A 23,309-nucleotide genomic window follows, 5' to 3' on the forward strand; every position below is an offset into this window, starting at 1 on the left:
CTCACCCGTCATGGTCGCGCTCACCGCCGGTTGTTCCGCGGCCGCTTGTTGATCGCGCGCGGCTCCGACGCCATCGCGGCGTCGTAACGGCCGTAGGCGTCGACGATGTCGCTCACCAGCTTGTGCCGTACGACGTCGGCGCTGGTCAGCCTGCTGAAATGGATGTCCTCGATGCCTTCGAGGATGTGCTGCACGACCTTCAGGCCGCTGTCCTGGCCGCCGGGCAGGTCGATCTGGGTCACGTCGCCGGTGACCACGATCTTCGAGTTGAACCCGAGCCTGGTCAGGAACATCTTCATCTGCTCGGGCGAGGTGTTCTGCGCCTCGTCCAGGATGATGAAGGCGTCGTTGAGCGTCCGGCCGCGCATGTAGGCGAGCGGCGCGACCTCGATCGTCCCGGCCGACATCAGGCGGGGGATCGAATCGGGGTCGAGCATGTCGTGCAGCGCGTCGTACAGCGGCCGCAGGTACGGATCGATCTTCTCGTAGAGCGTGCCGGGCAGGAAGCCGAGCCGCTCCCCCGCCTCGACGGCGGGGCGGGTGAGGATGATCCGGTTGACCCGCTTGTTCTGCAGGGCCTTCACGGCCTTCGCCATCGCCAGGTACGTCTTGCCGGTGCCGGCGGGGCCGATACCGAAGACGATGGTGTGCCTGTCGATCGCGTCGACGTACCGCTTCTGGTTGACCGTCTTCGGGCGGATGGTGCGGCCCCGCGAGGACAGAATGTCCAGGGACAGCACCTCGGCCGGACGGTCGGTGGCCTGCCGCAGCATGTGGATGCTGCGCTCGACCGCGTCGGGGGACAGCTCGGCACCCGAGCCGACCAACTCCACCAGCTCCTCGAAGAGGCGGACGACGACGCCGCTCTCCTCGGGACTGCCGGTGATCGTGATCTCGTTGCCCCGCACGTGAATGTCGGCGCTGAAGGCGCCCTCGATGACCCGCAGCAGCTCGTCACCCGACCCGAGGAGGCTGACCATCGGCTGCCCCTCGGGGATGACTACCTTGGCCTGGGTCTTGTGGATGTGCTGTGACTCGGACATGGGCGGCCCTTGCGGCCCTGATCGCCTCCCTAGTTCCTTCTTATGCTAGCCGCTCAGCCGGGGGGCCAGGTGAGGCCTCGGCCGCCGAGGACGTGCGCGTGGACGTGGAAGACCGTCTGCCCGGCCCCCGGCCCGGTGTTGAACACGATCCGGTAACCGGTCTCGGCCACGCCCTCCTGCACGGCCACCGCGTGGCAGGCCTTGAGCAGGTCGTCGGCCAGGCCGTCGTCGGCCGCCGCCAGCACGGCGGCGTTCTCGTGGTGGGCCTTGGGCACGACGAGAACGTGGGTGGGGGCCTGCGGGTTGATGTCGCGGAAGGCCAGCGCCCGCCCGGCCTCCAGGACGATGTCCGCCGGGACCTCCTTGGCCACGATCTTGCAGAAGAGGCAGTCGCTCACGCGCGAAAGCCTAGCCGTTGGCGGTAGTTGATGACTGCAATGATCCCCCCGGCTAGTGTGAGTGTGCGAGACTGCACCAGAAAACCCCCCTAGTGTCGGGCGAGGACACCGCTGGGCCATGCCCCCTCATGATTCGGAAGAACGTAAACCCCCCGGGGATGACGAGCGTCCTATTGATGTGACCACCGAGACCCTCGTGGCCGACAGGTCGTTGGGGACGGTGCCCGTCGGGTGGGATGCCGACATGGCCGTTACGGCGCTCTACAGCGCTCACTATCGGTCACTGGTGCGTCTCGCCGTGCTGCTGGTGCGTGACGTGGCCAGCGCGGAAGAGGTCGTTCAGGACGCGTTCGTCGCCCTTCATGGCGCCTGGCGCAGGCTGAGAGACACCGACAAGGCACTGGCCTACCTTCGCCAATCGGTCGTGAACCGATCACGTTCCGTGCTGCGGCACCGCGCGGTCGTCGAGAAGTACGCGCCCAAGGGGCTGCCGGACGCGCCGAGCGCGGAGAACGGCGCGATCGGTGAACTGGAGCGTTCGGCCGTCATCGAGGCGCTCCGCGGCTTACCGACCCGCCAGCGCGAGGCGCTGGTGCTGCGCTACTACGGCGACCTGTCGGAGGCCGAGATCGCACACGCGATGGGCATCAGCAAGGGCGCCGTGAAGAGTCACACGGCCCGCGGCATGGCCGCACTACGGATGGCACTGGAGCAGTTCTCATGACCTTCCCTCCCGACGACGAGTACGGCGAGTTGCTCCGCCGTGCCCTGCGCGCGGAGGCGGACTCGGTCGTGCCGTCTCCCGAAGGACTCGAAATCATCCGCGGGCGGATCGACCAGCGCGGTCTGCGCGGCCTGCGGAACATGCTGTGGTGGCGGGTCGGAGCGGCCGCCGCAGGGGCCGTGCTCGTGGCGGGCACGGTCGTGATGGTCGTCCCCGGCCTGCGCGACCAGGTGGCGCAGTCCACGGGCATCGCCCCCGCCGGCGACGAGCGCGAGGACGAGAGGGACACCTCGTCCGTGACCCGGCCGCCCAATCCGGCGCCCTCGCATCCGATCGTGATCGTGCCCGTCACCCCGAGCCCGTCCCGCGGACGGCCCGCCCCGTCCCCGACCCACAAGGTGGACGCGACCACCCGGCCGTCGCCCTCGCCGTCCGATCCCTGCGTCACGCCCACCCCCCAGCCCGGGGTGATCGAGCCCGACGGGGCCCTCCCCCCGACGTGCTCGCCGACGTCGGTTACGCAGCCGCCCACGGTGAAGCCCTCGGCCTCGCGCCGTCCCTCGACGGCTCCGCCCACGACGTCCGCGCCCGCGGTCACCCCGAGCGCGACGCCCACGGAGACGGCCACGCTCGACTCGGCGACCGAGACGCCCTCACCCTGACCCGGCCCGCCGGTCATCCTGAGGTATGACCGGTGCTCACCCGATCACCGGGGGTCGCACCGGGAGATCCTCACACGGCCGGAGGGCGTCGCGCCTCCTCGTTGGAATCCTGATCACACAACCGACAGCGATCAGGATCGAAAGAGGCGAGACGAATAGTGTGGCGGAAGCGAGTGGGCGCGCTCGGCGCGGCCCTGACCCTCATCACGGTGGCCGCCGTCCCGGCGGCGTCCGCGGCGCCCGCGGCTGGGACGACGGCGGCTGTGACGACGACACCGGGGATTTCCGCGGTCACCGGGATCCGGCTCTCCCTGCCCGCCCCGTCGGGGCCGCTGCCGGTCGGCACGGTCTCCGTGCGCCTGGTGGACCGGTCGCGTCCCGACCCCTGGGCGACGGGACGGCCCTACCGGGAGCTCATGGTGAGCGTGTGGTACCCCGCCAGCCGCGCGCAGGGGCACCCGGTGTCCCCTCACCTGCCGCCGCTGGTCGCCGCCGACCTCGACGCCACGTCGGCGCCCGCCCTCCTCGGCGTACGGCCGGGCCAGGTGGACTGGGCGGCGACCCGCACGCACGCCCGCCTGGACGCGCCCGTACGGCCGAGAGCCGGCGGCTATCCGGTGGTGCTCTACTCCCCCGGCTACATGGTGCCGCGCTCGCTGGGCACGCTCGCGGCGGAGGACCTGGCCTCGCGCGGCTACGTGGTCGTCACGGTCGATCACACCTACGAGGCGTCCGCCGTCGAGTTCCCCGGCGGGCGGCTGGAGCGCGCCAGGGTGCGGGCGGACAGCATGGACGACGCGATGAAGGCCCTCGACGTCAGGGTGGCGGACCTGCGGTTCGTCCTCGACGTGATCACCGGGCGGCACACCGGGCTGCCCTCCCGGCTGTACAAGGCACTGGACACCGCCCGGGTGGCGGCCGTGGGCTTCTCGATGGGCGGCGCGGCGACGGCGCGGCTGATGTACGCCGACCATCGGGTCAAGGCGGGCGTGAACCTCGACGGCTCGCTCCTGGGCGAGGTGGCCGAGCGCGGCCTCGACGGCCCGTTCCTCCAACTGGCCGCCGACGAGCAGGACGACCCTTCCTGGGAGACGTTCAGGAAGCAGCGCCGGGGCTGGAAGCGCGACCTGCGGCTCGCCGGAGCGAAGCACTACTCCTTCTCCGACCTGCAGGCGCTGGTCCCGCGGATCTCGGACCGCCTGGGCACGCCGTCCGAGATCGTCGGCACCATCGGCCCGGTCCGCTCGATCGCGGCCCAGCGTGCCTACGTGGCCGCGTTCCTCGACCTGCGGCTGAAGGGCCGCAAGACCCGCCTGTTCGACGGGCCGAGTCGCGCGTTCCCCGAGGTGAGCTTCCTCGGCTAGGGATGCGACCTAGCTCTCACCAGCGGCCGCAGCGGGACAGCAGGACGGCCGCCGCGGCCACGCCCGCCGTCGAGGTCCGCAGCACCGTCGGCCCCAGCAGGGCCGGCGTGGCTCCCGCGGCCCGCAACGCGGCGATCTCCTCGTCGGTGACGCCGCCCTCCGGGCCGACGATCATCACGATGTCGCCCGGCTCCTCCGGCAGGGGCAGGCGGCTCAGCGGCTCGGCGGCCTCCTCGTGCAGGACGACCGCGAGCGCCGCCGCGGAGACGAGCGAGCCGACCGCCGCGGTCGTGGCCTGCTCGGTCACCTCGGGCAGGTGGAAGCGCCGGGCCTGCTTGGCCGCCTCGCGTGCCGTGCCGCGCCAGCGGGCGAGGGCCTTGGCGGCCCGGTCGCCCTTCCACTGGGTCACGCAGCGGGAGGCGGCCCAGGGGACGATCACGTCGACCCCCGCCTCGGTCATCATCTCAACCGCGAGCTCGCCCCGGTCGCCCTTGGGCAGGCCCTGGACGACCACCAGCCTCGGGCGGGGCGGCGGGACCTCGAACCGGCGCAGCACCTCGGCGGTCAGCGAGTCCTTGCCGGCCGCCGTGACCGTGCACTCGGCCACCCGCCCCGCGCCGTCGGTCAGGTCGATCCGCTCCCCCGGCCGCAGGCGGCGTACGGCGGCGGCGTGCCGCCCCTCCGGCCCGTCGAGGACGATCGTGTCCGCCGCCCGGCCGGCCGCGTCCGACAGGAACACGGGAACACTCATGCGATCAGCTCAGCGGCCGTTGAAGGCGTCCCGCAGGCGGGAGAAGAAGCCCTGCTGGCCCGGCGAGAACTTGCCTGGCGGCCGCTCCTCTCCACGCAGTTTCGACAGCTCGCGCAGCAGTTCCTCCTGCTGCGGGTCGAGTTTGGTCGGCGTCTCGACGTTCACGTGGATCAGCAGGTCGCCCCTGCCGGTCTCGTTGAGCCGCTGGACGCCCTTGCCGTACAGGGGGATGACCTGGCCGGCCTGGGTGCCGGGCCGCACGTCGATGTCCTCGGCCCCGTCGAGCGTCTCGATCGCGATCGAGGTGCCGAGCGCGGCGGCGGTCATCGGGATGTGGACCGTGCAGTGCAGGTCGTCGCCGCGTCGCTCGAAGATCTGGTGCGGCCGCTCGACGATCTCCAGGAACAGATCGCCGGGAGGCCCGCCGCCGGGGCCGACCTCGCCCTCGCCCGCGAGCTGGATGTGCGTGCCGTCCTCGACGCCGGCCGGGATCCTGACCTTGATCGTGCGCCGGGTCCTGACCCGTCCCTCGCCCGAGCACTCCATGCAGGGGTGCCGGATGACGCTGCCGTACCCGCCGCACTGGGGGCAGGGACGGGAGGTCATGACCTGGCCGAGGAACGAACGGGTCACCTGCGAGACCTCGCCGCGCCCGTGGCACATGTCGCAGGTGTCGGGGTGGGTGCCGGACGCCGCCCCGGAGCCCTGGCAGACCTCGCAGACCACGGCCGTGTCGACCACGATCTCGCGGGTCGTGCCGAAGGCCGTCTCCGACAGGTCGAGCTCGACCCTGATGGTGGCGTTGCGGCCACGGCGGGCGCGGGAGCGGGGCCCCCGCGCGGCGCCCGCCGAGCCGAAGAAGGCGTCCATGATGTCGCTGAACGGGAAGCCCGCGCCGAAACCGCCGGCCCCCGGCCCCGCGCCGCCGCCGCCGAACGGGTCGGCGCCCATGTCGTACATACGGCGCTTGCCCGCGTCGGACAGCACCTCGTACGCCTGGTTGATCTCCTTGAACCGCTCCTGGGTCTCCGGATCGGGGTTGACGTCCGGGTGCAGCTCACGGGCGAGACGGCGGTATGCCTTCTTGATCTCTTCCTGGCTGGCGTCGCGCCGTACGCCAAGGGTCGCGTAGTAGTCGTTGGACACTTATGACCCCGCCAGGATCTGGCCGACGTAACGCGCCACCGCGCGCACCGCACCCATCGTCACCGGATAGTCCATTCGTGTCGGGCCCAGCACTCCGAGCCGGGCCAGTTCTCTGTCGCCCGAACCGTATCCCGCGGCCACGATAGATGTGCCGCGCAGCCCGCTGTAGGGGTTCTCGGATCCGATGCGGACGGTCAGTTCGGACAGCCCGCCGGTTTCCCCCAGCAGGCGAATGAGGACGACCTGCTCCTCCAGCGCCTCCAGCACGTCCCGCAGGCCGATGCTGAGGTCGGCGGCGGCGAGGTTGGCCGTCCCACCAAAAACGATCTTCTCCTCGTGCCGCTCGACGAGCGTCTCGAGCAGCACGGACAGGATCGTGGCCGCCACCGGCCTGTCCTCGGGAGGCAGGCGTTCGGGAATGTCGGCCACGGTCTCCGGCACCTGGGACAGGCCGCAGCCGTCCAGGCACGCGTTGAGCACGGCGCGCAGGTTCGCGATCCGGTCGTCGGCGATGGCCTCCGGCAGGTCGACCACACGCTGCTCGACCCGTCCGGTGTTCGTGATCAGCACCAGCATGACCCGGCGCTCCGCGAGCGGGACGATCTCCACGTGACGGACCGACGACCTGGTGAGCGAGGGGTACTGGACCACCGCGACCTGCCGGGTGAGCTGCGCGAGCAGCCGCACCGTGCGCATGACGATCTCGTCGAGGTCCACGGCCCCGGCGAGAAAGGTCTCGATGGCCCTGCGCTCCGCGCCGGACAGCGGCTTGATCTGCGACAGCCGATCGACGAACAGGCGATATCCCTTGTCGGTCGGCACCCTGCCGGCACTGGTGTGCGGCTGGGTGATGTATCCCTGCTCCTCCAGCGCCGCCATGTCGTTGCGGATCGTCGCCGGGGAGACGCCGAGGTTGTGCCTGTCCACCAGGGCCTTGGATCCCACCGGCTCGTTGGTGGACACGTAGTCCTCGACGATGGCGCGCAGGACGGCGAGCTTGCGGTCGTCGAGCAATCGTCACCTCCCTGTGCGTGGAAACACCGACTCTGGCACTCTGTGTTCCCGAGTGCCAAGTGTACGGCTACCACCCCACGTGGTGCGATAACGCAGGGGGCACCAAGACGACGCAGGGCACCAGGACGACGCAGGGCACCAGGACAAGCGAGCTGCAAATCGACCACAAGCCGCATGGTCGACTCTTCACCCATGCACGAGAACCAGAACTCCACGCCGGCCGACGTGACCATGCGGGTGCCCCGCCCCATGCCCCCGGCACCGGCCGACGTGACCTTGCGGATGCCGCACCCCTTCCCCCCGGCGTACGCCGCCCCCCGGCAGATCCGGCCCCGGCTGCTGTGGATCTTCCTTTCCTGGGCGCTCTTCGTCGTCCTGGTGGTGGCGGGCGTCGGCGGGTTCGCCGGCGGCCTGTTCTCCACGCTCGGCGACGCCGCGCCCGCCACGATCTTCTCCGGCGGGCAGTCGGTGAACGTCGCGCTCGATCCCGCGGACAAGCCGGCGATCTACGCGGCCGTCGACCAGCCCACCGACGTCCGCTGTCAGCTCGGCGACGGCGCCGACCCGCGGGTGCGGCTGACCCGGCCGGCCGTCTCGCAGACCGTCACGCTGAACGGCACGACCTGGGAGCTGCTGTTCGAGGCCGGCGTCCCCGAGGCGGGCACCTACCAGCTCGCCTGCGAGGGCGACGGGGTGCGGTTCGGCGTCGGCAAGCAGCTCACCGGCGCGGTCGGCATGCTGGTGGGCGGCGCCGTCGCGCTGCTGGCGCTGCCCACCGTCGGCTTCCTGGCCGCGCTGATCGTGACGATCGTCGTGCTCGCGCGCCGCTCCGCTGCCCGCCGTCGCCTGGCGTGATTTGCTAGCGTTCCCCGCATGTACGGGCGGGACGTGCTTTCCGGAGACTGGCGGCGGCCACGGCGGGGGCAGATCCCCGAGATCCCGGCCGAGCCCGACCTCGTGGTCGAGGACGCCGAGGGCCGTTTCTGCGGCGCGGTGGTGGCCTGCGACAAGGAGGCCGTGACGCTGGAGGACCGGTTCGGCCGGCGGCGGGTGTTCCCGCTGACGCCCGCCGGATTCCTCCTCGACGGCGAACCGGTGACGCTGGTGCGCCCCCAGGCCGGTCCGAAGGGGCCGCTGCGGAGCGCCTCGGGGTCGATCGCGGTCGGGGGCCTGCGCGCGCAGGTCGCCAGGGAGAGCCGCATCTACGTCGAGGGCGTCCACGACGCCTCGCTGGTGGAGCGGATCTGGGGACACGACCTGCGGGTGGAGGGGGTCGTCGTCGAATACCTGGAGGGCGTGGACGACCTCCCGGCCATCGTCGAGGAGTTCGGCCCCGAGCCGGGCAGGCGGCTCGGCGTGCTCGTGGACCACCTGGTGCCCGGCTCGAAGGAGAGCCGCATCGCCGCCCGGGTGTCCGGCGACGACGTGCTCGTCGTCGGGCATCCGTTCGTGGACATCTGGCAGGCGGTCAAGCCCCGGGTGCTCGGCATCCCCGCCTGGCCGGACGTGCCGCGCGGCGTGCCCTGGAAGGAGGGCGTGATCGCGGCCCTCGGCTGGCGGATGGACCCCCAGGAGGCGTGGCGGCACATCCTGGGCCGGGTCACGACCTACGCCGACCTGGAGCCCGAACTGCTCGGCCGCGTGGAAGAACTGATCGACTTCGTCACGGCTCCGGCTTAGGCAGTCAGGTCCCGCACCACGGCGTCGGCGAGCAGCCTGCCGCGCAGCGTGAGCACGGCGAGGCCCGCCTTGAACGCCTCCACCTCCAGCAGCCCGTCCGCCAGCGCCCGCGCGCACGCCGTACGCGCCTGGGGGGCGAGGTCGGCGAGCGGGAAGCCCGAGGCGAGGCGCAGCTCCAGCATGACCCGCTCGACGGCCCTGTCCTCCGCCGGCAGCACCTCACGGGCGTGCGCGGGCGAGGTCCCGGCCGCCAGGCGGGCGGCGTACGCCGCGGGGTGCTTGACGTTCCACCAGCGGGTGCCGCCGACGTGACTGTGCGCCCCCGGTCCGGCCCCCCACCAGTCGCCGCCGGTCCAGTACAGCAGGTTGTGGCGGCAGCGGGCCTCGTCTCCCGCCGCCCAGTTGGAGATCTCGTACCAGCTCAGGCCCGCGGCCGTCAGCAGCTCCTCGGCGATCAGGTAGCGGTCGGCCGCCACGTCGTCGTCCGGCATCGGCAGCTCGCCGCGTCGGATCCGGGCGGCGAGCCGGGTGCCGTCCTCGACGATCAGGGAGTACGCCGAGACGTGGTCGGGCCCGGCGGCCAGCGCGGCCTCCAGCGAGGCCCGCCAGTCGTCGTCGCTCTCCCCCGGCGTGCCGTAGATCAGGTCGAGGTTGACGTGCTCGAACCCGGCCGCGCGGGCCTCCCGTACGGCCTCGGCGGGCCGGCCGGGGGTGTGCCGCCGGTCGAGTACGGCGAGGACGTGCTCGCCCGCGCTCTGCATGCCGAAGCTCACGCGGGTGAACCCGCCCGCCCGCAGCTCCTTCAGGTAGGCCGGGTCCACCGACTCGGGGTTGGCCTCGGTCGTCACCTCGGCGTCCGGCCGCAGGCCGAACTCCTCGCCGATCGCGTCGAGGATCCGTACGAGGTCGGCGGCGGGCAGCAGGGTCGGCGTCCCTCCGCCGAAGAAGACGGTCTCCACGGGCGGCGCGGCGTCTCCCAGCACGCGCCGGGCGAGCCGTATCTCCTCGACCGCGGTGGCGGCGTAGTCGCGCTGCGCGGCGCCGGGGCCCAGCTCGGCCGCCGTGTAGGTGTTGAAGTCGCAGTAACCGCAGCGCGTCGCGCAGAACGGCACGTGGACGTAGAAGCCGAACGGACGGGAGCCGAGCCCGTCGAGAGCCTCGGACGGCAGCTCGCCGCTCACGGGGACGGGATCGCCGTCGGGAAGCACTGAAGGCACGCTCTCCAGTCTGCCGCCACTCGCGCCCTGCCACTGACGCCCTGATCACCGGGATCCGTTTCCGGCTCGGGCGAGGCGCTGGTTCACACCAGAAGATTCGGGGTGCGGATGCCGGCCGATCCACGCCTTCCGAAGGCGTTGCGCCTCCGTCAGTAGTGAAGTAGCACCCTGTCCGTCATTGCCTCACTCACCCCATATCGCACCATATGTCGTATCGGTCATTCTAATGGCGCGCCCACTCGGCCGCCGCGCAACGCCATGACAAATCATCACCTTCTTGAGATCAGTCGCCGTGCACGCTCGAGAGTGGAACACCCGGTGATTTTCGCGGCGCCGGAGGGATGGGTTTCGATCTATCCTGCTGAAACTCAAGGCTGCGCCAGGGGCTTTTATCGGCCGATCGGGAGGGGATCAACCTGGCCGAGTGCGTCGATCTTCGAGTGATGGGCAGAGGCGTCGCGAACACGCTGCTCGGACTCTCGGCCCGCGGAGTGTTCCGGTCTCATACATGGCCGGATCCGCAGTGCGTGCACAGATCGCGACAAGCGGCTTCAGGTGCAGGTTATCGGGGGTAATCATGTGTGACGGCGACCGGTCGAACGACGAGGCGAGCGAGCTGACGCGACGCCGGTTCATCCAGTTCTCCAGCCTGGCGGGCACCAGCGTGCTCGCGGGTGTAGGCATTCTTTCCGGTGCCGAGCACGCGCTGGCCGCGCCCTCGTTGGAACTCGCCAAAGGGCCCGATCCCAAGGAGTGCGGCAAGATCGGCGACTCGGACTCTCTCTGGCGGCTCAGCCAGAAGTGTCACAGCAACAACTCCTGCCGGCAGAACCATGCCGACTACGTGGTGATGGGCGGCACCAAGAGCAAGAAGAAGTACGCCAACTATATTCTCGTCCCCACTCAGCGGATCAGTGGTATCGAGTGTTCCTGGATCTGCGGCAGCAGTGCACCGAATTATTGGAGCGCCGCAAACTACTATGCCACCAAGCCTCCCACCGTAGTTCCCGCCCCCGTGGGATTGGGAATCAATTCGAAGCAGGCCAGAGGTTTCAACCAGCTGCACATTCATATGGCACGGGCGCGATGGGAGTCCTGGCACGACCTCGCCGCCCAGGACAACTTGGCCGCCAGAACCGTGGCAAACTGGGCGAACTCGCGCGTGTCGATCCGGGGTCTCAGCCAGAATCTCGGGATCATCCCGCACACCTACCGAGTGCTCATCTGGCCGGGATTCCACCACGACAATCTCTTCGCCATGCTCAGGACCATGCTGAGGCATTCTCTCGGACATGGAGGGACCACCGCCAAGGCTCAGGCGAGGATGCAGTATCAAACGCTGATCGTGATACCTCGGCCCGCCGGAGGCTATTACATCGTCAACAGCGAGAAGGGTGTGAAAGACCCGAACAACCCCAAGCTGCTCGGAACCGACACCTGCGACCCGTTGCTCCTCATGCATCCTTGAGCCCTTCTCATCGTGAGTAGCGCCCGTCTTCGACGGCTTGCAGGACGAGGCCGGCCCGCAGGATCGCGGTGGCGCGTTCTCCGGGGGCGCGGATGCGGGCGCCGGCACGTCGACGTCCTTCTGCCCGCGTGACAGCCCGGGCCGGTGCCGTGGCGCTCGCGCCGCACCCGGCCTGGGCGGGCTCGCGTGAGCTCGATCGGCTCCTCTCAGCGGGTGCAGGGACGCCGTCCTCCGCACGCGCCGGGCCAACCGCACCTCCTCGGCGGTGGCGGCGTAGTCGCGCGCAACGGCGCCGTGTTCGGCCTGCCGTCCCTCACGCCCTGCCATTGACGCCCTGATCACCGGGGTCTACGATCGCGGCAATTTACAGGAAACTTTCCTATAAAAAGGGCTCGGGAGGTCGGCGTGCTCATGAGAAGGACCCTCGCCGTGGCGGTCGCCGCCACCCTGGCGGCCGGGCTGGCGCCGGCGGCGGCCCAGGCCACCACCGGCGGGGACCGCTACAAACGGGTCGCCTACTTCATCCAGTGGGGGATATATGGGCGGAACTTCCACGTGAAGGATGTGGACGCCGGCGGCGCCGCCGGAAAGCTGACCCACCTCAACTACGCCTTCGGATTCGTCGGCCTCGAGGGCACCTGCTACTCCGCCGACCCCTGGGCCGACTGGCAGCGCCCCGTGCCCGCCGAGCAGAGCGTCGACGGCATCGCCGACAGCGACGACCAGCCGCTCAAGGGCAACCTCGGCCAGCTCAAGAAGCTCAAGGCCCGTCACCCCGGCCTCAAGGTCCTGATCTCCCTCGGCGGCTGGACCGGCTCCAAATACTTCTCCGACGCCGTCCTCACCCCCGAGTCCCGGGCCAAGCTCGCCGCCTCCTGCGTCGGCCTGTGGCTCAAGGGCGACCTGCCCGGCCTGCCCCCCGGCGCCGCCGCCGGCGTGTTCGACGGTATCGACCTCGACTGGGAATGGCCCGGATCCGCAGGGAACGACGGCAACGTCATCCGCCCCGAGGACAAGCAGAACTTCACCCTGTTCCTGGCCGAACTACGCCGCCAGATGAAGGCCCACGACCGGCGCGACGAACTGACCGCCTTCCTCCCCGCCGCAGCCGCCAAGATCGACGCCGGCTTCGAGGTGCGGAAGGTCTTCGACCAGCTCGACTTCGCCACCGTCCAGGGCTACGACCTGCACGGGCCCTGGGAGAACCGCACCGGCCACCAGGCCAACCTGCTCACGGACCGGCGCGACCCCAGCGACGTGAAGTTCAGCGTCGACCAGACCGTACGCGACTACATCGCACGCGGCGCACCCAAGCAGAAGATCGTCATCGGCGTCCCCGCCTACGGCCAGGGCTGGACCGGCGTGACCTCCGGCGGCGACGGCCGGTACGCCCCGGCCACCGGCCCCGCCCCCGGCACCTGGGCCGCCGGCAGCGACGACTACAAGAACCTCGTCAACAAGCCCGGCAAGCGCTACCGCGACCTGCTCACCGGCACCCTGTGGCTCTACGACGGCAACGAGTTCTGGTCCTACGACGACCCCGCCGTCATGCTGCAGAAAGCCGCCTACATCCGCCTCAAGGGCCTCGGCGGCTCCATGCTGTGGTCCATCGACCAGGACGACGCCAAGGCCTCCCTGACCACCGCCCTCTACTCCGTCCTGCGCTGACCCCGCTCGGGGGAGGGAAGGCCACCCCCTCCCCCGTGCCTGCGGCTTCTATGAGATCCCTTGATGACGAACGCGAAGGGCTCACGCCCTCGCCCAAGCAACAGAACAACGAGTTGCGGCAGGAGAACCACGCCTCGCTGAAAGCACCACCGCGTGAAGGGGGACAAGGTGCCGCCGTGCCGTCCTCGGCGGGACAACCCGGTGTGCGAGCACGGCAGGCCGGAGAGCTGCGAGGTCCGGCACGGAGGCGACGATCCACAGCTCGGGCAGCCGATCTGCGTGCACTGCTACGACTACTTCCACGCCGACCGGCCGATCCGGGAGGTCGCCGACGTCGCACGGCTCGACGTCGCCGTACACGCCCAGCGCATGATCTACACCTGCTTCGCCCTGGTGAACGATCCGGCCTACCGGCTGATCCCGTTGCGGCAGTGGGCGCGCATGCTCGGCTACCGGGGCCATTCCTCGACCAAGAGCCGCCACCACTCGACCACGCTCGGCGCGCTGCGGCAGGTACGCGCCGATCACCAGGCCGAACGGGCGCGGGAACGGCGGGGCCTTCTCGAGATAAGCGGGAGACGGTGACGGTCGGCCAGTGGCGCTTCGCCGGGAGCGGGAGGAGTTCACCCCGTCATGACCTATAGCGGACCGGCAGGTTCTGCCCGACGATGCAGATGGTTGGCTGCCTCCAGCAGACGCCGTTCTGCACGTCGAACGAACCCTCGTTGGTGAATGCCTGCTGTGACGCTCCCTGGACGAAGGTGGGAGCGACAGTGCCGGTGACGCTCTGGTTGAACCTACCCATGCCGGATCGGCCCTGGCCGCCGCCCGCTCGCCCCCCTCTGATCACCTGACCTCCGCCTCCGCCGGGGCCGGGGTGGTGATGTGCTTCGAGCATCGCGTGGTGGGCAGCGACGCGGGCGTTCGACGGCTGCGCGGCGGAAATCCCTGCCGCCGTGATCACAAGCGTGGTCAGGGCCAGCCGCCGGGTCGTCAGGAGCACGGCGTGGCGCGAATTCCGTGCAGCGTAGCGGTACAACTTGGTAGCACCTTCTTCTTCAGTGACGGGCGTTCGCCGTCGCTTGTCCGGTTCTGCCGGGATGTGCGCCTTATACCCCTGGGGAAAAGCCCACGGCCGGAGCCAAGCAAGATCGGTGCACGTCATTACTGGTCCTTTGGCGGCAGGCCGGCGTCTGACGGGCGGGCGTGCAGCCGAGAGTGGCGCGATGTCGTAGGCACCCAGAAGGGCCGCGAAGCGGTTGGGCCGGCGGCGCCACGGCGGAAAGCTACCGCCCTCGGCTCGCCGGCATCCCCGCTTGGTGCGCCTTCCATCGTCTCGCTGACAACCGCTAGACGGCAGAAGGTCCCCGATTCGTTCGGGGGCCTTCACTCGTCTTCGGTGTCTCGCCGGGGCGGGCCGCCGGTTTCGGGGTCGGCGACACCCCGCCTACGGCCAGGGCTGGACCGGCGTGACCGTCGGCGGCATCCCACCACCGCCCTCTACTCCGTCCTGCGCTGACCGGCCGTGCCGTGGGGGCCGGGTGGCCCCGCCGCACCACCTGGCACTCGCATCGGGCTCAAGAGGTCGGGAATTCCTTAGCGGACATACGGGGGTAGGCCCTACTGCGGCAGCCCCTCTCGGGACGGCATGATCCTCTTCGTGAGGATGATGGTGATGGCGGGCGGCCTGCTGGCGACTGCGGCGTTGTTGACCGGATGCGGTTTGCGGGACATCACGCAGGCAGCCAACCAGGCGACCCTCGATTACGAGGTGAAGGAGAAGGTGGCCAGGCTGGTCGTGGTGGGCGGTGCGGGTGACATCGTGATCAGTGAAGCGGCCGGCAACGTCGTCACGGTGAGCGAGACCCTCCACTGGTCCTCGGGTAAGCCGACCACCGAGCACCACGTGGATGGCGATGCTCTCGTGATGACGTACGACTGCCCGCACGCCATGGACAACTGTTCGGTGGACTACAAGGTCCACGTGCCCAAGGGCATCCGGACAGAGTTGGAGACCGGATCCGGCGACATCCACCTCAGAGCCCTGAGCAATCCGATCAAGGCCAAGGTGGGCTCCGGAGACCTGGAGGGAGCCGGGCTGACGGGCACGGATCTCACGGTCGAGGCGGGCTCGGGCGACACCACGCTGAAGTACGCCGCCGCTCCCGACAGCATCGACCTGGTGACCGGCTCGGGAACGGCGAAGATCACGCTTCCCGGCGGGCCGTACGACGTGGACGCCCAGGCGAAGTCGGGAGACGTGACGGTCTCGGTGACGGCCGATCAGAACGCACCGCACAAGATCGTGGCCCGCGCGGGTTCCGGCGACATCAGCCTCCTGCCCGCGTAGCTTCCTTGCCTGGGCACGCGTTCCGCGGGACCTTCGGGTTGTCCGGCCAGAACGGAGACCCGTCGAGTCCGAGGCCCGTCCAGTAGACGCCGAAGGCCGCCTGGGGCGGCTCGCTTCCGGTGCGGACCGCGAAGAACTCCGAGACGTAGCGCTGGCCGTCCATCGCCGGCCGTGTGCAGTTCCAGTAGCCACCCGCCTTCCGAGTGGTCTTTCTGCGGGATGCGCACCGTGCGGCCGAGCGCTCCTTCGCGGTGCCGCGTTCGGCCGGCTCCTCACCGGTTCGCCTAGTCCTCGCAGTACTTCGTCCGTCCTTGCCGGTCGAACTCGGCCCGCGGGATCAGCACGTCGACGACCTTGTCCGTCCTGTCGTCGTACTCGTTGACGAGCACCGTGCCCGGTTTGCGCCTGAGCTTGTCCGCGTCGCCGAGCTGGAACTCGACGTGCGCGGTCGAATAGCTGTTGTCCGACGTCCCGCCGTACGCCGTGTAGGCGACGGCCGGGTCGAACGACGGGATCTCCTGCTCGGCCCGCCAGCCGTCACCGGGCGCGTCGAGCCGGAAGGACGCCGTCTCACCCGCCACCCGGGGAGCCAGATAGAAGGCGTCGTCGATGGAGGGATTGGGCGGCCCGCTCGCGTCGGGGTCGTACGTCGCGGGAGTGGGGTCCTCCGGGTATCGGTCGTGGTAGACGGTCACGCCGTCCGGCTGCCGCCCGCACCAGGCCAGGACCTTCGGAGCGGGCGGTTCGTGATCAGGATGCGACAACGCCGCTGCGGCCTGCGAGCACGCGCTCGGCGACGTGGTCCCACTTGTCGCTGTGGCCGGGGACGCTGAGGATCCGCAGCAACAGGTCCCGGTCGCCGTGGTAGGCCCGGAACGACTCGGCGATCGTCACGCTGTCCGAGGGCCGGTCGAGCACCTCGATCTCGTCGCCGGCGCCGAGATCGCCCTGCTCGATCACCCGGAAGTACGCCCCGGTGCGGCCCGCCTCGGTGAAGCGCTTGACCCAGCCGCGCTCGTCCAGCCAGTTGCGGAACACCACGCAGGGGATCCGGGGGGCGGTGACCTCCAGGACGGCCGTGCCGACCCTCCACCGCTCCCCGAGGACCGCGCCGGTCACGTCGGCCCCGGACGTCGTGAGGTTCTCCCCGAACTGGCCGTCGCGCAGGTCGCGGCCCATTCGGGGCTCCCACCAGTCGTAGTCCTCCCGCGCGTAGGCGTAGACCGCCTGGTCCGGGTGGCCGTGGTTGGCGACGTCGGCGCGCTCGTCGCCCGCCAGGCCGTTCTCGCGTACGGCGACCCGGCCCTCGATCTTCCGCTTGTCGATGGCGGTGCGCCGGAGGTTGCCCGCCCACTCGGCGTCCACGGCCCGGCCCACGTTCACAGAGAGGATGCGCATGACCAAACGTTAACCGAGGGTCATGTTTCTCCGCGATGGCAATTAAGTTCTGGTCAAACCAGGGATGCCTACTTCTTGTTCTTGTCCGGGGCCTCGGACGAGAGGGCGGCGACGAAGGCCTCCTGGGGGACCTCCACCCGGCCGACCATCTTCATCCGCTTCTTGCCTTCCTTCTGCTTCTCCAGCAGCTTGCGCTTACGGCTGATGTCACCGCCGTAGCACTTGGCGAGGACGTCCTTGCGGATGGCGCGGATGTTCTCCCGGGCGATGACGCGCGCGCCGATCGCGGCCTGGATGGGCACCTCGAACTGCTGCCGCGGGATGAGCTCCTTGAGCTTCTTGGCCATCTCCACGCCGTAGGCGTACGCCTTCTCGCGGTGGACGATCGCGCTGAACGCGTCCACGGTCTCGCCCTGCAGCAGGATGTCCACCTTGACCAGGTCGGCCTCCTGCTCGCCGGACGGCTCGTAGTCGAGCGAGGCGTACCCGCGGGTCTTCGACTTCAGCTGGTCGAAGAAGTCGAAGATGATCTCGCCGAGCGGGAGCGTGTAGCGGATCTCGACCCGGTCCTCCGACAGGTAGTCCATGCCCTGGAGCTGCCCGCGGCGGCCCTGGCACAGCTCCATGATCGCGCCGATGAACTCGGCCGGCGCGAGCACCGTGGCCTTCACCACCGGCTCGAAGATCTGGTCGATCTTCCCGGCCGGGAACTCCGACGGGTTGGTGACGACGTGCTCCTTGCCGTCCTCCATGATCACCCGGTAGATGACGTTGGGCGAGGTCGAGATCAGCGACAGGTTGAACTCGCGCTCCAGCCGCTCCCGGACGATCTCCATGTGCAGCAGGCCGAGGAAGCCGCAGCGGAAGCCGAAGCCGAGCGCCGCCGACGTCTCCGGCTCGTATACGAGCGCGGCGTCGTTCAGCCGCAGCTTGTCGAGGGCCTCGCGCAGCTCAGGGTAGTCGTCGCCGTCGATCGGATAGAGCCCGGAGTAGACCATCGGCTTGGGGTGCTCGTAGCCGCCCAGGGCCTCCGCGGCGGGCTTGGCCGCGTTGGTGACCGTGTCACCGACGCGGGACTGGCGCACGTCCTTCACACCGGTGATCAGGTAGCCCACCTCGCCGACGCCGAGCCCCCGGTCGGACGGCATGGGCTCGGGCGAGATGACACCGATCTCCAGCAGCTCGTGCTGTGCGCCGGTGGACATCATCAGCACGCGCTCGCGCTTGGACAGATGCCCGTCGACCACCCTGACGTACGTCACGACGCCCCGATAGGTGTCGTACACCGAGTCGAAGATCAGCGCCCGGGCGGGGACGTCGGTGTTCCCGACGGGCGCCGGGATGTGCTCCACGACGTGGTCGAGCAGCTCCTTGACCCCCTCGCCGGTCTTGCCGGACACGCGCAGCACGTCGGCCGGGTCGCAGCCGATGAGGCCCGCGAGCTCCTCGGCGTACTTGTCCGGCTGCGCGGCGGGCAGGTCGATCTTGTTGAGCACCGGGATGATGTGGAGGTCGGCGTTCATGGCCAGGTAGAGGTTGGCCAGCGTCTGGGCCTCGATGCCCTGCGCCGCGTCGACCAGCAGGATCGCGCCCTCGCACGCTTCCAGCGACCGGGACACCTCGTAGGTGAAGTCCACGTGGCCGGGCGTGTCGATCATGTTGAGGACGTGGCCGTTCCACGGGAGCCGCACGGCCTGCGACTTGATGGTGATTCCCCGCTCCCGCTCGATGTCCATGCGGTCGAGGTACTGTGCGCGCATCGACCTGTCGTCCACCACACCGGTGAGCTGCAGCATCCGGTCGGCGAGTGTCGACTTGCCATGGTCGATATGCGCGATGATGCAGAAGTTGCGGATCAACGCGGGGTCGGTCTGGCCAGGCTGAGTGCGCACCGAGGTCCGTTTCGACAAGATGATTGACTGCTGATCGGGCGGGCCGTCCGCCTCGCCTCGCGCTCGGCGGGCCCTCCCGAGGCTGGCGGACCAGCCACCCTCCATGGTGGCATGTCCGGATGCTTGCCTTGACCACCAGACGTGTTCTGCGAATAGCCGCCGTCGTCGTGGCCGTGCCGCTCGCGCTCGCCCTGGCCGGCGCCGCCGCGCTGCGCCTGCAGTTCGCCGGCACGCCCGCCGGATGGGCCAGGACCACCGGCCACGACGCCCTGTGGATGGGCCACGCGTGGGTGGACGGCCGCCGCACCGAGGCCGACGTGCGGGCCCTCGCCGTACGGCTGCGCGCGAGCGGGATCAAGGACGTGTACGTCCACAGCGGGCCGTTCAAGTACGACGGGACCCTGCCCCCCGACCGCTACGCCAATGCCAGAAATTTCCTGAAATGGTGGCGGAAGAACCTGCCCGGCGTCCGGGTGTCGGCCTGGCTCGGCCAGACGGTCAACGACAACGGCAAGCAGCACCTGAGCCTGGCCGACACGGCGACGCGGGCCCGCGTCGTGGCGGGCGCCGGTGACCTGGTCGCCCTCGGCTTCGACGGGATCCACTACGACTTCGAACCGGTCTCCGACGGGGACGAGCCGTTCCTCAGCGTCCTGCGCGAGACGCGGCAGGCCATCGGCGCCCGGCCGTTGTCGGTCGCCACCCAGCAGATCGAGCCGCTGACCGGCCTGCGCGCCCCCACCGCCCTGGTGATCGGCCATGACAAGTACTGGACTCCGGACTACTTCCGGCAGGTCGTCGGCCTGACCGACCAGGTCGCGATCATGACGTACGACTCGGGAACGCCCCTGCCGTCCCTGTATGGCGGCTACGTCGCGCGGCAGACCTCGCTCGCCCTGGACCTCGTGCCCGAGGACAAGACCCTCCTCGTCGGGGCTCCGGCCTACCACGACCACGGCGTGGCGTACCTCGACTACGCAGAGAGCGTCGAGGCCGCGGCCGAGGGCGCGCGGCTCGCGCTCAGCGAGCACGGCCCGCGCACCGAGTTCGGCCTGGCCCTGTACGTCGACTTCGCGGCCACGGAGGAGGACTGGAGGGAGTACGAGCGGGCCTGGGTGCGCGGCGGCGCCGGAGGGAGCGTGGAGTCGTCGGGCGGGCGGGCCGATGTGCGGACCGCGGCCGCCGCGCCGCGATAGCATGAGCGGGGGCGGCCCTGTCGTCGTGAATTTGAGCGGCGGCCCGGGCTGTTGGTATCCTGTCCAACTGCGTGTGGCGCGCCCTCTCACGAGCCCGCGCGCCCCATCCGACCGAGACTTAACACTGAGGCTTTCTTCGTGGCGAACATCAAGTCCCAGATCAAGCGCAACCGGCAGAACGAGAAGCGCCGGCTGCGCAACAAGGCCGTCAAGTCGTCCCTGAAGACCGCGGTCCGCAAGTTCCGCGAGGCCGCGGACCAGGGCAACGTGGACGACGCCCTCGTCGCGCTCAAGGCCGCGTCCAGGCAGCTCGACAAGGCCGTCAGCAAGGGCGTCATTCACAAGAACCAGGCCGCCAACCGGAAGTCGGCGATCGCCCAGCGCGCCGCCGCCCTGCAGGCCGCCAAGTAGTTCACACACAGCGCACGCCGCATCTCCCCTCGCGGGGGATGCGGCGTTTTCGCGTGTCCGCTGCCGGACGTCAGGCGGGCACGGGCGACTGCGCCGCCTCCTCCGTCGTACGCCGACGGACCTCGGGCAGGGCGAGCACGGCCAGGTTGACCGCGGCCACCAGCGCCGCGGCCGTGAGCAGCGGAAGCGCCGCGCCCGCCCAAGCGGCGATCGGCGCCGCCGCGGCGAGTCCGAGGGGGCGGGCCGCGTAGGAGATGAGCGCGTCGAACGAGTCCACCCGGCCGAGGGCCTGGGGCTCCACACGCTGCTGCACGACCGTCTCCCACAGCGGCGTCAGCATCCCCACTCCCAGCATCGCGACGACGTACGCGGCGGTGACGACCACGGCCGGCGTGGGAAACGCCGTGGGGAACGCGAAGGCGACGAGCGGGCACGCGTAGGCCGCCGCCCCGACCGCCGCCACGGCGAGGGGCCGCCGGATCGGCAGCCTGGGGGCGACGAAGACGCCGAGCACCGCCGCCGCCGTTCCCGCCTGTGCGACGACCACCCAGACCGGCTCCCCGCCCAGGCTGCGCACGGCGATGACCGGGCCGAGGGTCAGCAGCACGCCCGCTGCGAGGTGCCAGACGCCGTGCCCGGCCACGCTGACGAGGAACCAGCGGTGCCGCCGCGCCTCGCGCCACCCTTCCCGTAGGTCGCCGAGGAAGTGATCGCGTTCGATCGCCGGCCGGGGCGCCGTGACCAGGCCGCCCAGCGTGACCGCGGACCCCGCGAACAGGGCCCCGGTCAGCAGGAAGGACCAGCCCGGGCCGAGCCACAGCGTCATGCCTCCGGCGAGCGCGGGGCCGGCGATCTGAGCGAGGCCGCCGGCCACTCCGATGTGGGCGTTCACCCGCAGCCGGCGCTGCGCCGGCACCACTCCGATGACCAGCGGTGACACCGCCGGGACGCCGAAGGCCACCGCGGCTCCGGTGAGCGCCGCGAGCCCCGCCATCACGGCGATGCCGGGGCGTCCGAGGAGGAGCAGCGACCCCAGCGTCACCTGGGCGGCGCAGCGGACCAGGTCGGCCACGAGGATCACCCGCCTCGGCGGGAAGCGGTCCGCGATCACTCCGCCGACCGGGAGCAGCAGGAGCATGGGCAGCATCTCGGCGGCGAGGACGACGCCGAGATCGAGGGCGGAGCCGGTCACTCTGATGACGGCGAGGGTGAGCCCGGTGGGGATGAGGGCGGTGGCGAGCGCCGCGACCGTCCGCCCGGCGATCAGACGTGCAATCATGCGAGGAAAGGTATTTCGTCAGCGAATCTTTCGTCAACGTATTTTTATCTGGCGTAGGATTGTCCCGTGGACGACTCGGTGGACCGGCACATCGCGCGATGGCGCGGGAAGGCGCCCTTCGACGAACGCGTGGAGGCGATCGTCACGCGCATGCAGTTCCTGGTGAAGCACCTGGCCCAGACGAAGGACAGCGCGCTGGCCGCGGTGGGCCTGCAGGACTTCGAGTACGAGACCCTTCACTGGCTCGGCGCCCGGGGAGAAGGCGGCCGCGCCACCCCGTCGGAGCTCGCCGCCGAGTTGAAGGTCTCTCCCGCCGGCATGACGGGCCGCCTGGACACCCTGGAGAAGGCGGGGCTCGTCCGGCGCGTCCGCAGTACGGAGGACCGCCGCCGGGTGGACGTGGAGCTGACGAGCGAGGGCCGCGCGATCTGGCTCAAGGCGATGGACCTGCGCGGCGAGGTCGAGGACGCGATGGTGGGCGTTCTGGGGCCGGACGACCAGGACGTCCTCGCGGCGCTGCTCAAGCGGATGCTGCTTCGCATGGAGAACCCCGGCACGCCTGACCGATAGACGCACGCAGCGAGCCCCCGGGAGCAGCGTGGCGACCGGCTCCGGACGGGCGTGCCGGCGTTCTCGGCCACGTCCCGAGCCCAGACGGCTGAAGTCAGCGCTTGGTTCGACTGGCCACGATCGTGTGGACGGCCTTCTCCAGCGCGTACGCCGGATCGGTGCCGCCGCCCTTGACCTGCTCGTCGGCGGTGGCCACGGCCTGCAGAGCGGCGGAGATCCCCTCCGGCCCCCAGCCGGCCAGCTGGCGCTTCACCCGGTCGATCTTCCAGGGCGGCATGCCCACATGGCTCGCGAGCTGACCGCCGCGCAGGTTGCGGGGCGCCCCGCCCACCTTGGCGAGCGAGCGCAGGCCTCCCGCCAGCGCGCTGACGATCAGCACCGGAGCCACACCCGTGGCGATGGCCCACCGGACCTGTTCCAGCGCCTCTCCCAAGCGGCCCTCGATCGCCAGGTCGGCGATGGTGAAGCCGCTGACCTCGGCGCGTCCCCGGTAGTACTTCGCGACCGCCGCCTCGTCGATGTTCTTGCCCTCGGTGTCGAAGGCGAGCTGATCGCAGGCGGCCGCCAGCTCGCGCAGGTCGCTGCCCACGGCGTCGAGCAGCGCCTGGGCGGCGGCGGCCGAGATCGAGCGGCCCTCCCTGCGTACCTCGGCCTTGATGAAGTCGAGCCGCTCTCCCACCTTGGTCACCTTGGCCACGGTCACGACGTCGGCGCCCGCCTTCTTCACGCCGTCCACCAGCGCCTTTCCCTTGACCCCGCCGGCGTGGGCCAGCACCAGCACCGTGTCGTCGGCCGGACGGGCGGTGTATTTCACGATCTCGGCGATGACGTCCTTCGAGAGGTCCTGTGCCCCGCGGATCACGATGACCGACCGGTCGCCGAACAGCGAGGGGGAAGCGAGCCCGGTCAGCTCCCCCGGCTCCACCTTGCTCCCCGGAAGGTCGTGCAGCTGCGCCCCCGGATCCTCGGCGCGTACCGTCGCCACGATGGAGCCGACGGCGCGATCGGCCAGGAACTCCTCGTCGCCGACGACCAGGGTCACAGGTGCTGGGCTCGCCATGTGACGCAGCATGCCACG

General features: G+C 70.3%; 25 protein-coding genes. 12 read left to right on the forward strand and 13 right to left on the reverse strand.

What is annotated here, in order from left to right; genetic code table 11:
• Positions 1–20 precede the first annotated feature (20 nt).
• Both HHX35_RS03460 and HHX35_RS03465 read right to left on the reverse strand, forming a co-directional pair.
• Positions 21–1,043, reverse strand: coding sequence for a PhoH family protein (locus HHX35_RS03460; RefSeq protein ID WP_139579476.1), 1,023 nt, complete (start codon positions 1,041–1,043; stop codon positions 21–23).
• A 53-nt stretch (positions 1,044–1,096) separates the two neighbouring features.
• Positions 1,097–1,441 carry a histidine triad nucleotide-binding protein gene (locus HHX35_RS03465; RefSeq protein ID WP_310738876.1) on the reverse strand — a complete coding sequence of 115 codons (345 nt, stop codon included), beginning with the start codon at positions 1,439–1,441 and terminating at the stop codon, positions 1,097–1,099.
• A 244-nt stretch (positions 1,442–1,685) separates the two neighbouring features.
• On the opposite strand from HHX35_RS03465, the gene HHX35_RS03470 reads away from it, so the two are divergent.
• The 3 genes from HHX35_RS03470 (at position 1,686) to HHX35_RS03480 (ending at position 4,191) form a co-directional block, all read left to right on the forward strand.
• Positions 1,686–2,165 carry a SigE family RNA polymerase sigma factor gene (locus tag HHX35_RS03470; protein WP_111697223.1) on the forward strand — a complete coding sequence of 160 codons (480 nt, stop codon included), beginning with the start codon at positions 1,686–1,688 and terminating at the stop codon, positions 2,163–2,165.
• Complete coding sequence (locus HHX35_RS03475; protein ID WP_182897519.1) at positions 2,162–2,827, forward strand: hypothetical protein; 666 nt, start codon at positions 2,162–2,164, stop codon at positions 2,825–2,827. The genes HHX35_RS03470 and HHX35_RS03475 overlap by 4 nt, the downstream gene beginning before the upstream one ends.
• 158 nt (positions 2,828–2,985) lie before the next feature.
• Complete coding sequence (locus HHX35_RS03480) at positions 2,986–4,191, forward strand: lipase (protein ID WP_310738877.1); 1,206 nt, start codon at positions 2,986–2,988, stop codon at positions 4,189–4,191.
• Positions 4,192–4,207: 16 nt separating this feature from the next.
• Here the strand turns inward: HHX35_RS03480 and HHX35_RS03485 are convergent, their stop codons facing one another.
• From HHX35_RS03485 to hrcA, 3 genes are read right to left on the reverse strand one after another with little or no spacing between them, the layout of a single operon-like run.
• Positions 4,208–4,942, reverse strand: coding sequence for a 16S rRNA (uracil(1498)-N(3))-methyltransferase (locus HHX35_RS03485; protein WP_182897520.1), 735 nt, complete (start codon positions 4,940–4,942; stop codon positions 4,208–4,210).
• 9 nt (positions 4,943–4,951) lie between these two features.
• Complete coding sequence (gene dnaJ, locus HHX35_RS03490; protein WP_139579471.1) at positions 4,952–6,088, reverse strand: molecular chaperone DnaJ; 1,137 nt, start codon at positions 6,086–6,088, stop codon at positions 4,952–4,954.
• The gene (gene hrcA, locus HHX35_RS03495) at positions 6,089–7,102 is read right to left on the reverse strand and encodes a heat-inducible transcriptional repressor HrcA (protein WP_182897521.1); all 1,014 of its coding nucleotides are present in this window, start codon (positions 7,100–7,102) and stop codon (positions 6,089–6,091) included.
• 192 nt (positions 7,103–7,294) lie between these two features.
• Here hrcA and HHX35_RS03500 point away from each other — a divergent pair, with 192 nt between their 5' ends.
• A complete protein-coding gene (locus tag HHX35_RS03500; protein ID WP_182897522.1) occupies positions 7,295–7,957 on the forward strand; it encodes a hypothetical protein in 663 nt (220 codons plus the stop codon).
• Between the two features lie 18 nt (positions 7,958–7,975).
• Positions 7,976–8,782 (forward strand): DUF3097 domain-containing protein, encoded by an 807-nt coding sequence (locus tag HHX35_RS03505; protein WP_139579468.1) that lies wholly within the window; start codon positions 7,976–7,978, stop codon positions 8,780–8,782.
• Here HHX35_RS03505 and hemW read toward each other — a convergent pair.
• Complete coding sequence (hemW, locus tag HHX35_RS03510; protein WP_182897523.1) at positions 8,779–9,999, reverse strand: radical SAM family heme chaperone HemW; 1,221 nt, start codon at positions 9,997–9,999, stop codon at positions 8,779–8,781. The genes HHX35_RS03505 and hemW overlap by 4 nt on opposite strands.
• Before the next feature lie 577 nt (positions 10,000–10,576).
• Between hemW and HHX35_RS03515 the strand changes: the two genes are divergently transcribed.
• The 3 genes from HHX35_RS03515 (at position 10,577) to HHX35_RS03525 (ending at position 13,720) form a co-directional block, all read left to right on the forward strand.
• The gene (locus tag HHX35_RS03515; protein ID WP_182897524.1) at positions 10,577–11,467 is read left to right on the forward strand and encodes a CDP-diacylglycerol diphosphatase; all 891 of its coding nucleotides are present in this window, start codon (positions 10,577–10,579) and stop codon (positions 11,465–11,467) included.
• A gap of 411 nt (positions 11,468–11,878) precedes the next feature.
• Positions 11,879–13,135 carry a glycoside hydrolase family 18 protein gene (locus HHX35_RS03520; RefSeq protein WP_182897787.1) on the forward strand — a complete coding sequence of 419 codons (1,257 nt, stop codon included), beginning with the start codon at positions 11,879–11,881 and terminating at the stop codon, positions 13,133–13,135.
• 153 nt (positions 13,136–13,288) lie between these two features.
• On the forward strand, positions 13,289–13,720 hold the full coding sequence (locus HHX35_RS03525) for a replication initiator (RefSeq protein ID WP_182897525.1): 432 nt from the start codon (positions 13,289–13,291) through the stop codon (positions 13,718–13,720).
• Between the two features lie 46 nt (positions 13,721–13,766).
• Here the strand turns inward: HHX35_RS03525 and HHX35_RS03530 are convergent, their stop codons facing one another.
• Positions 13,767–14,174 carry a hypothetical protein gene (locus tag HHX35_RS03530; protein WP_182897526.1) on the reverse strand — a complete coding sequence of 136 codons (408 nt, stop codon included), beginning with the start codon at positions 14,172–14,174 and terminating at the stop codon, positions 13,767–13,769.
• Positions 14,175–14,801: 627 nt separating this feature from the next.
• On the opposite strand from HHX35_RS03530, the gene HHX35_RS03535 reads away from it, so the two are divergent.
• On the forward strand, positions 14,802–15,485 hold the full coding sequence (locus tag HHX35_RS03535) for a DUF4097 domain-containing protein (RefSeq protein WP_259404781.1): 684 nt from the start codon (positions 14,802–14,804) through the stop codon (positions 15,483–15,485).
• Here the strand turns inward: HHX35_RS03535 and HHX35_RS03540 are convergent.
• The 4 genes from HHX35_RS03540 to lepA form a co-directional block, all read right to left on the reverse strand.
• Positions 15,466–15,648: a hypothetical protein gene (locus HHX35_RS03540; RefSeq protein WP_182897528.1), complete on the reverse strand. Its 183-nt coding sequence runs from the start codon at positions 15,646–15,648 to the stop codon at positions 15,466–15,468. The two genes, HHX35_RS03535 and HHX35_RS03540, sit on opposite strands and share 20 nt — an antisense overlap.
• Before the next feature lie 121 nt (positions 15,649–15,769).
• Entirely contained in the window at positions 15,770–16,249 is a 480-nt protein-coding gene (locus HHX35_RS03545) for a hypothetical protein (protein ID WP_182897529.1), read from the reverse strand.
• A complete protein-coding gene (locus HHX35_RS03550) occupies positions 16,236–16,883 on the reverse strand; it encodes an MOSC domain-containing protein (RefSeq protein ID WP_182897530.1) in 648 nt (215 codons plus the stop codon). Before HHX35_RS03550 ends, HHX35_RS03545 begins: the two co-directional genes overlap by 14 nt.
• 68 nt (positions 16,884–16,951) lie before the next feature.
• Positions 16,952–18,775: a translation elongation factor 4 gene (gene lepA / locus HHX35_RS03555; protein WP_310738878.1), complete on the reverse strand. Its 1,824-nt coding sequence runs from the start codon at positions 18,773–18,775 to the stop codon at positions 16,952–16,954.
• A gap of 119 nt (positions 18,776–18,894) precedes the next feature.
• On the opposite strand from lepA, the gene HHX35_RS03560 reads away from it, so the two are divergent.
• Together HHX35_RS03560 and rpsT are read left to right on the forward strand one after the other, a co-directional pair.
• The gene (locus HHX35_RS03560; protein WP_259404694.1) at positions 18,895–19,971 is read left to right on the forward strand and encodes a hypothetical protein; all 1,077 of its coding nucleotides are present in this window, start codon (positions 18,895–18,897) and stop codon (positions 19,969–19,971) included.
• Between the two features lie 138 nt (positions 19,972–20,109).
• Complete coding sequence (gene rpsT, locus HHX35_RS03565) at positions 20,110–20,382, forward strand: 30S ribosomal protein S20 (RefSeq protein ID WP_139576195.1); 273 nt, start codon at positions 20,110–20,112, stop codon at positions 20,380–20,382.
• 70 nt (positions 20,383–20,452) lie between these two features.
• On the opposite strand, the gene HHX35_RS03570 is transcribed toward rpsT, so the two are convergent.
• Positions 20,453–21,661: an MFS transporter gene (locus HHX35_RS03570; protein ID WP_182897533.1), complete on the reverse strand. Its 1,209-nt coding sequence runs from the start codon at positions 21,659–21,661 to the stop codon at positions 20,453–20,455.
• A 66-nt stretch (positions 21,662–21,727) separates the two neighbouring features.
• On the opposite strand from HHX35_RS03570, the gene HHX35_RS03575 reads away from it, so the two are divergent.
• Positions 21,728–22,231: a MarR family transcriptional regulator gene (locus HHX35_RS03575; protein ID WP_220504912.1), complete on the forward strand. Its 504-nt coding sequence runs from the start codon at positions 21,728–21,730 to the stop codon at positions 22,229–22,231.
• 94 nt (positions 22,232–22,325) lie between these two features.
• On the opposite strand, the gene holA is transcribed toward HHX35_RS03575, so the two are convergent.
• Positions 22,326–23,291, reverse strand: a complete 966-nt coding sequence (holA, locus tag HHX35_RS03580; protein ID WP_220504913.1) for a DNA polymerase III subunit delta — start codon at positions 23,289–23,291, stop codon at positions 22,326–22,328.
• Positions 23,292–23,309 lie beyond the last annotated feature (18 nt).

It is taken from the genome of Microbispora sp. H10830 (genome assembly GCF_014161375.1).
In the GTDB taxonomy this organism is placed as follows: domain Bacteria; phylum Actinomycetota; class Actinomycetes; order Streptosporangiales; family Streptosporangiaceae; genus Microbispora; species Microbispora catharanthi.

What these genes read in the sequence shown, in the direction of transcription:
- HHX35_RS03460 (WP_139579476.1), bottom strand. Translation starts at nt 1,043, where the DNA reads ATGTCCGAGTCACAGCACATCCACAAGACCCAGGCCAAGGTAGTCATC.
- HHX35_RS03470 (WP_111697223.1), top strand. Translation starts at nt 1,686, where the DNA reads ATGGCCGTTACGGCGCTCTACAGCGCTCACTATCGGTCACTGGTGCGT.
- HHX35_RS03475 (WP_182897519.1), top strand. Translation starts at nt 2,162, where the DNA reads ATGACCTTCCCTCCCGACGACGAGTACGGCGAGTTGCTCCGCCGTGCC.
- HHX35_RS03485 (WP_182897520.1), bottom strand. Translation starts at nt 4,942, where the DNA reads ATGAGTGTTCCCGTGTTCCTGTCGGACGCGGCCGGCCGGGCGGCGGAC.
- HHX35_RS03500 (WP_182897522.1), top strand. Translation starts at nt 7,295, where the DNA reads ATGCACGAGAACCAGAACTCCACGCCGGCCGACGTGACCATGCGGGTG.
- HHX35_RS03505 (WP_139579468.1), top strand. Translation starts at nt 7,976, where the DNA reads ATGTACGGGCGGGACGTGCTTTCCGGAGACTGGCGGCGGCCACGGCGG.
- HHX35_RS03515 (WP_182897524.1), top strand. Translation starts at nt 10,577, where the DNA reads ATGTGTGACGGCGACCGGTCGAACGACGAGGCGAGCGAGCTGACGCGA.
- HHX35_RS03520 (WP_182897787.1), top strand. Translation starts at nt 11,879, where the DNA reads ATGAGAAGGACCCTCGCCGTGGCGGTCGCCGCCACCCTGGCGGCCGGG.
- HHX35_RS03535 (WP_259404781.1), top strand. Translation starts at nt 14,802, where the DNA reads ATGATGGTGATGGCGGGCGGCCTGCTGGCGACTGCGGCGTTGTTGACC.
- HHX35_RS03540 (WP_182897528.1), bottom strand. Translation starts at nt 15,648, where the DNA reads ATGGACGGCCAGCGCTACGTCTCGGAGTTCTTCGCGGTCCGCACCGGA.
- HHX35_RS03550 (WP_182897530.1), bottom strand. Translation starts at nt 16,883, where the DNA reads ATGCGCATCCTCTCTGTGAACGTGGGCCGGGCCGTGGACGCCGAGTGG.
- HHX35_RS03560 (WP_259404694.1), top strand. Translation starts at nt 18,895, where the DNA reads ATGCTTGCCTTGACCACCAGACGTGTTCTGCGAATAGCCGCCGTCGTC.
- HHX35_RS03570 (WP_182897533.1), bottom strand. Translation starts at nt 21,661, where the DNA reads ATGATTGCACGTCTGATCGCCGGGCGGACGGTCGCGGCGCTCGCCACC.
- holA (WP_220504913.1), bottom strand. Translation starts at nt 23,291, where the DNA reads ATGGCGAGCCCAGCACCTGTGACCCTGGTCGTCGGCGACGAGGAGTTC.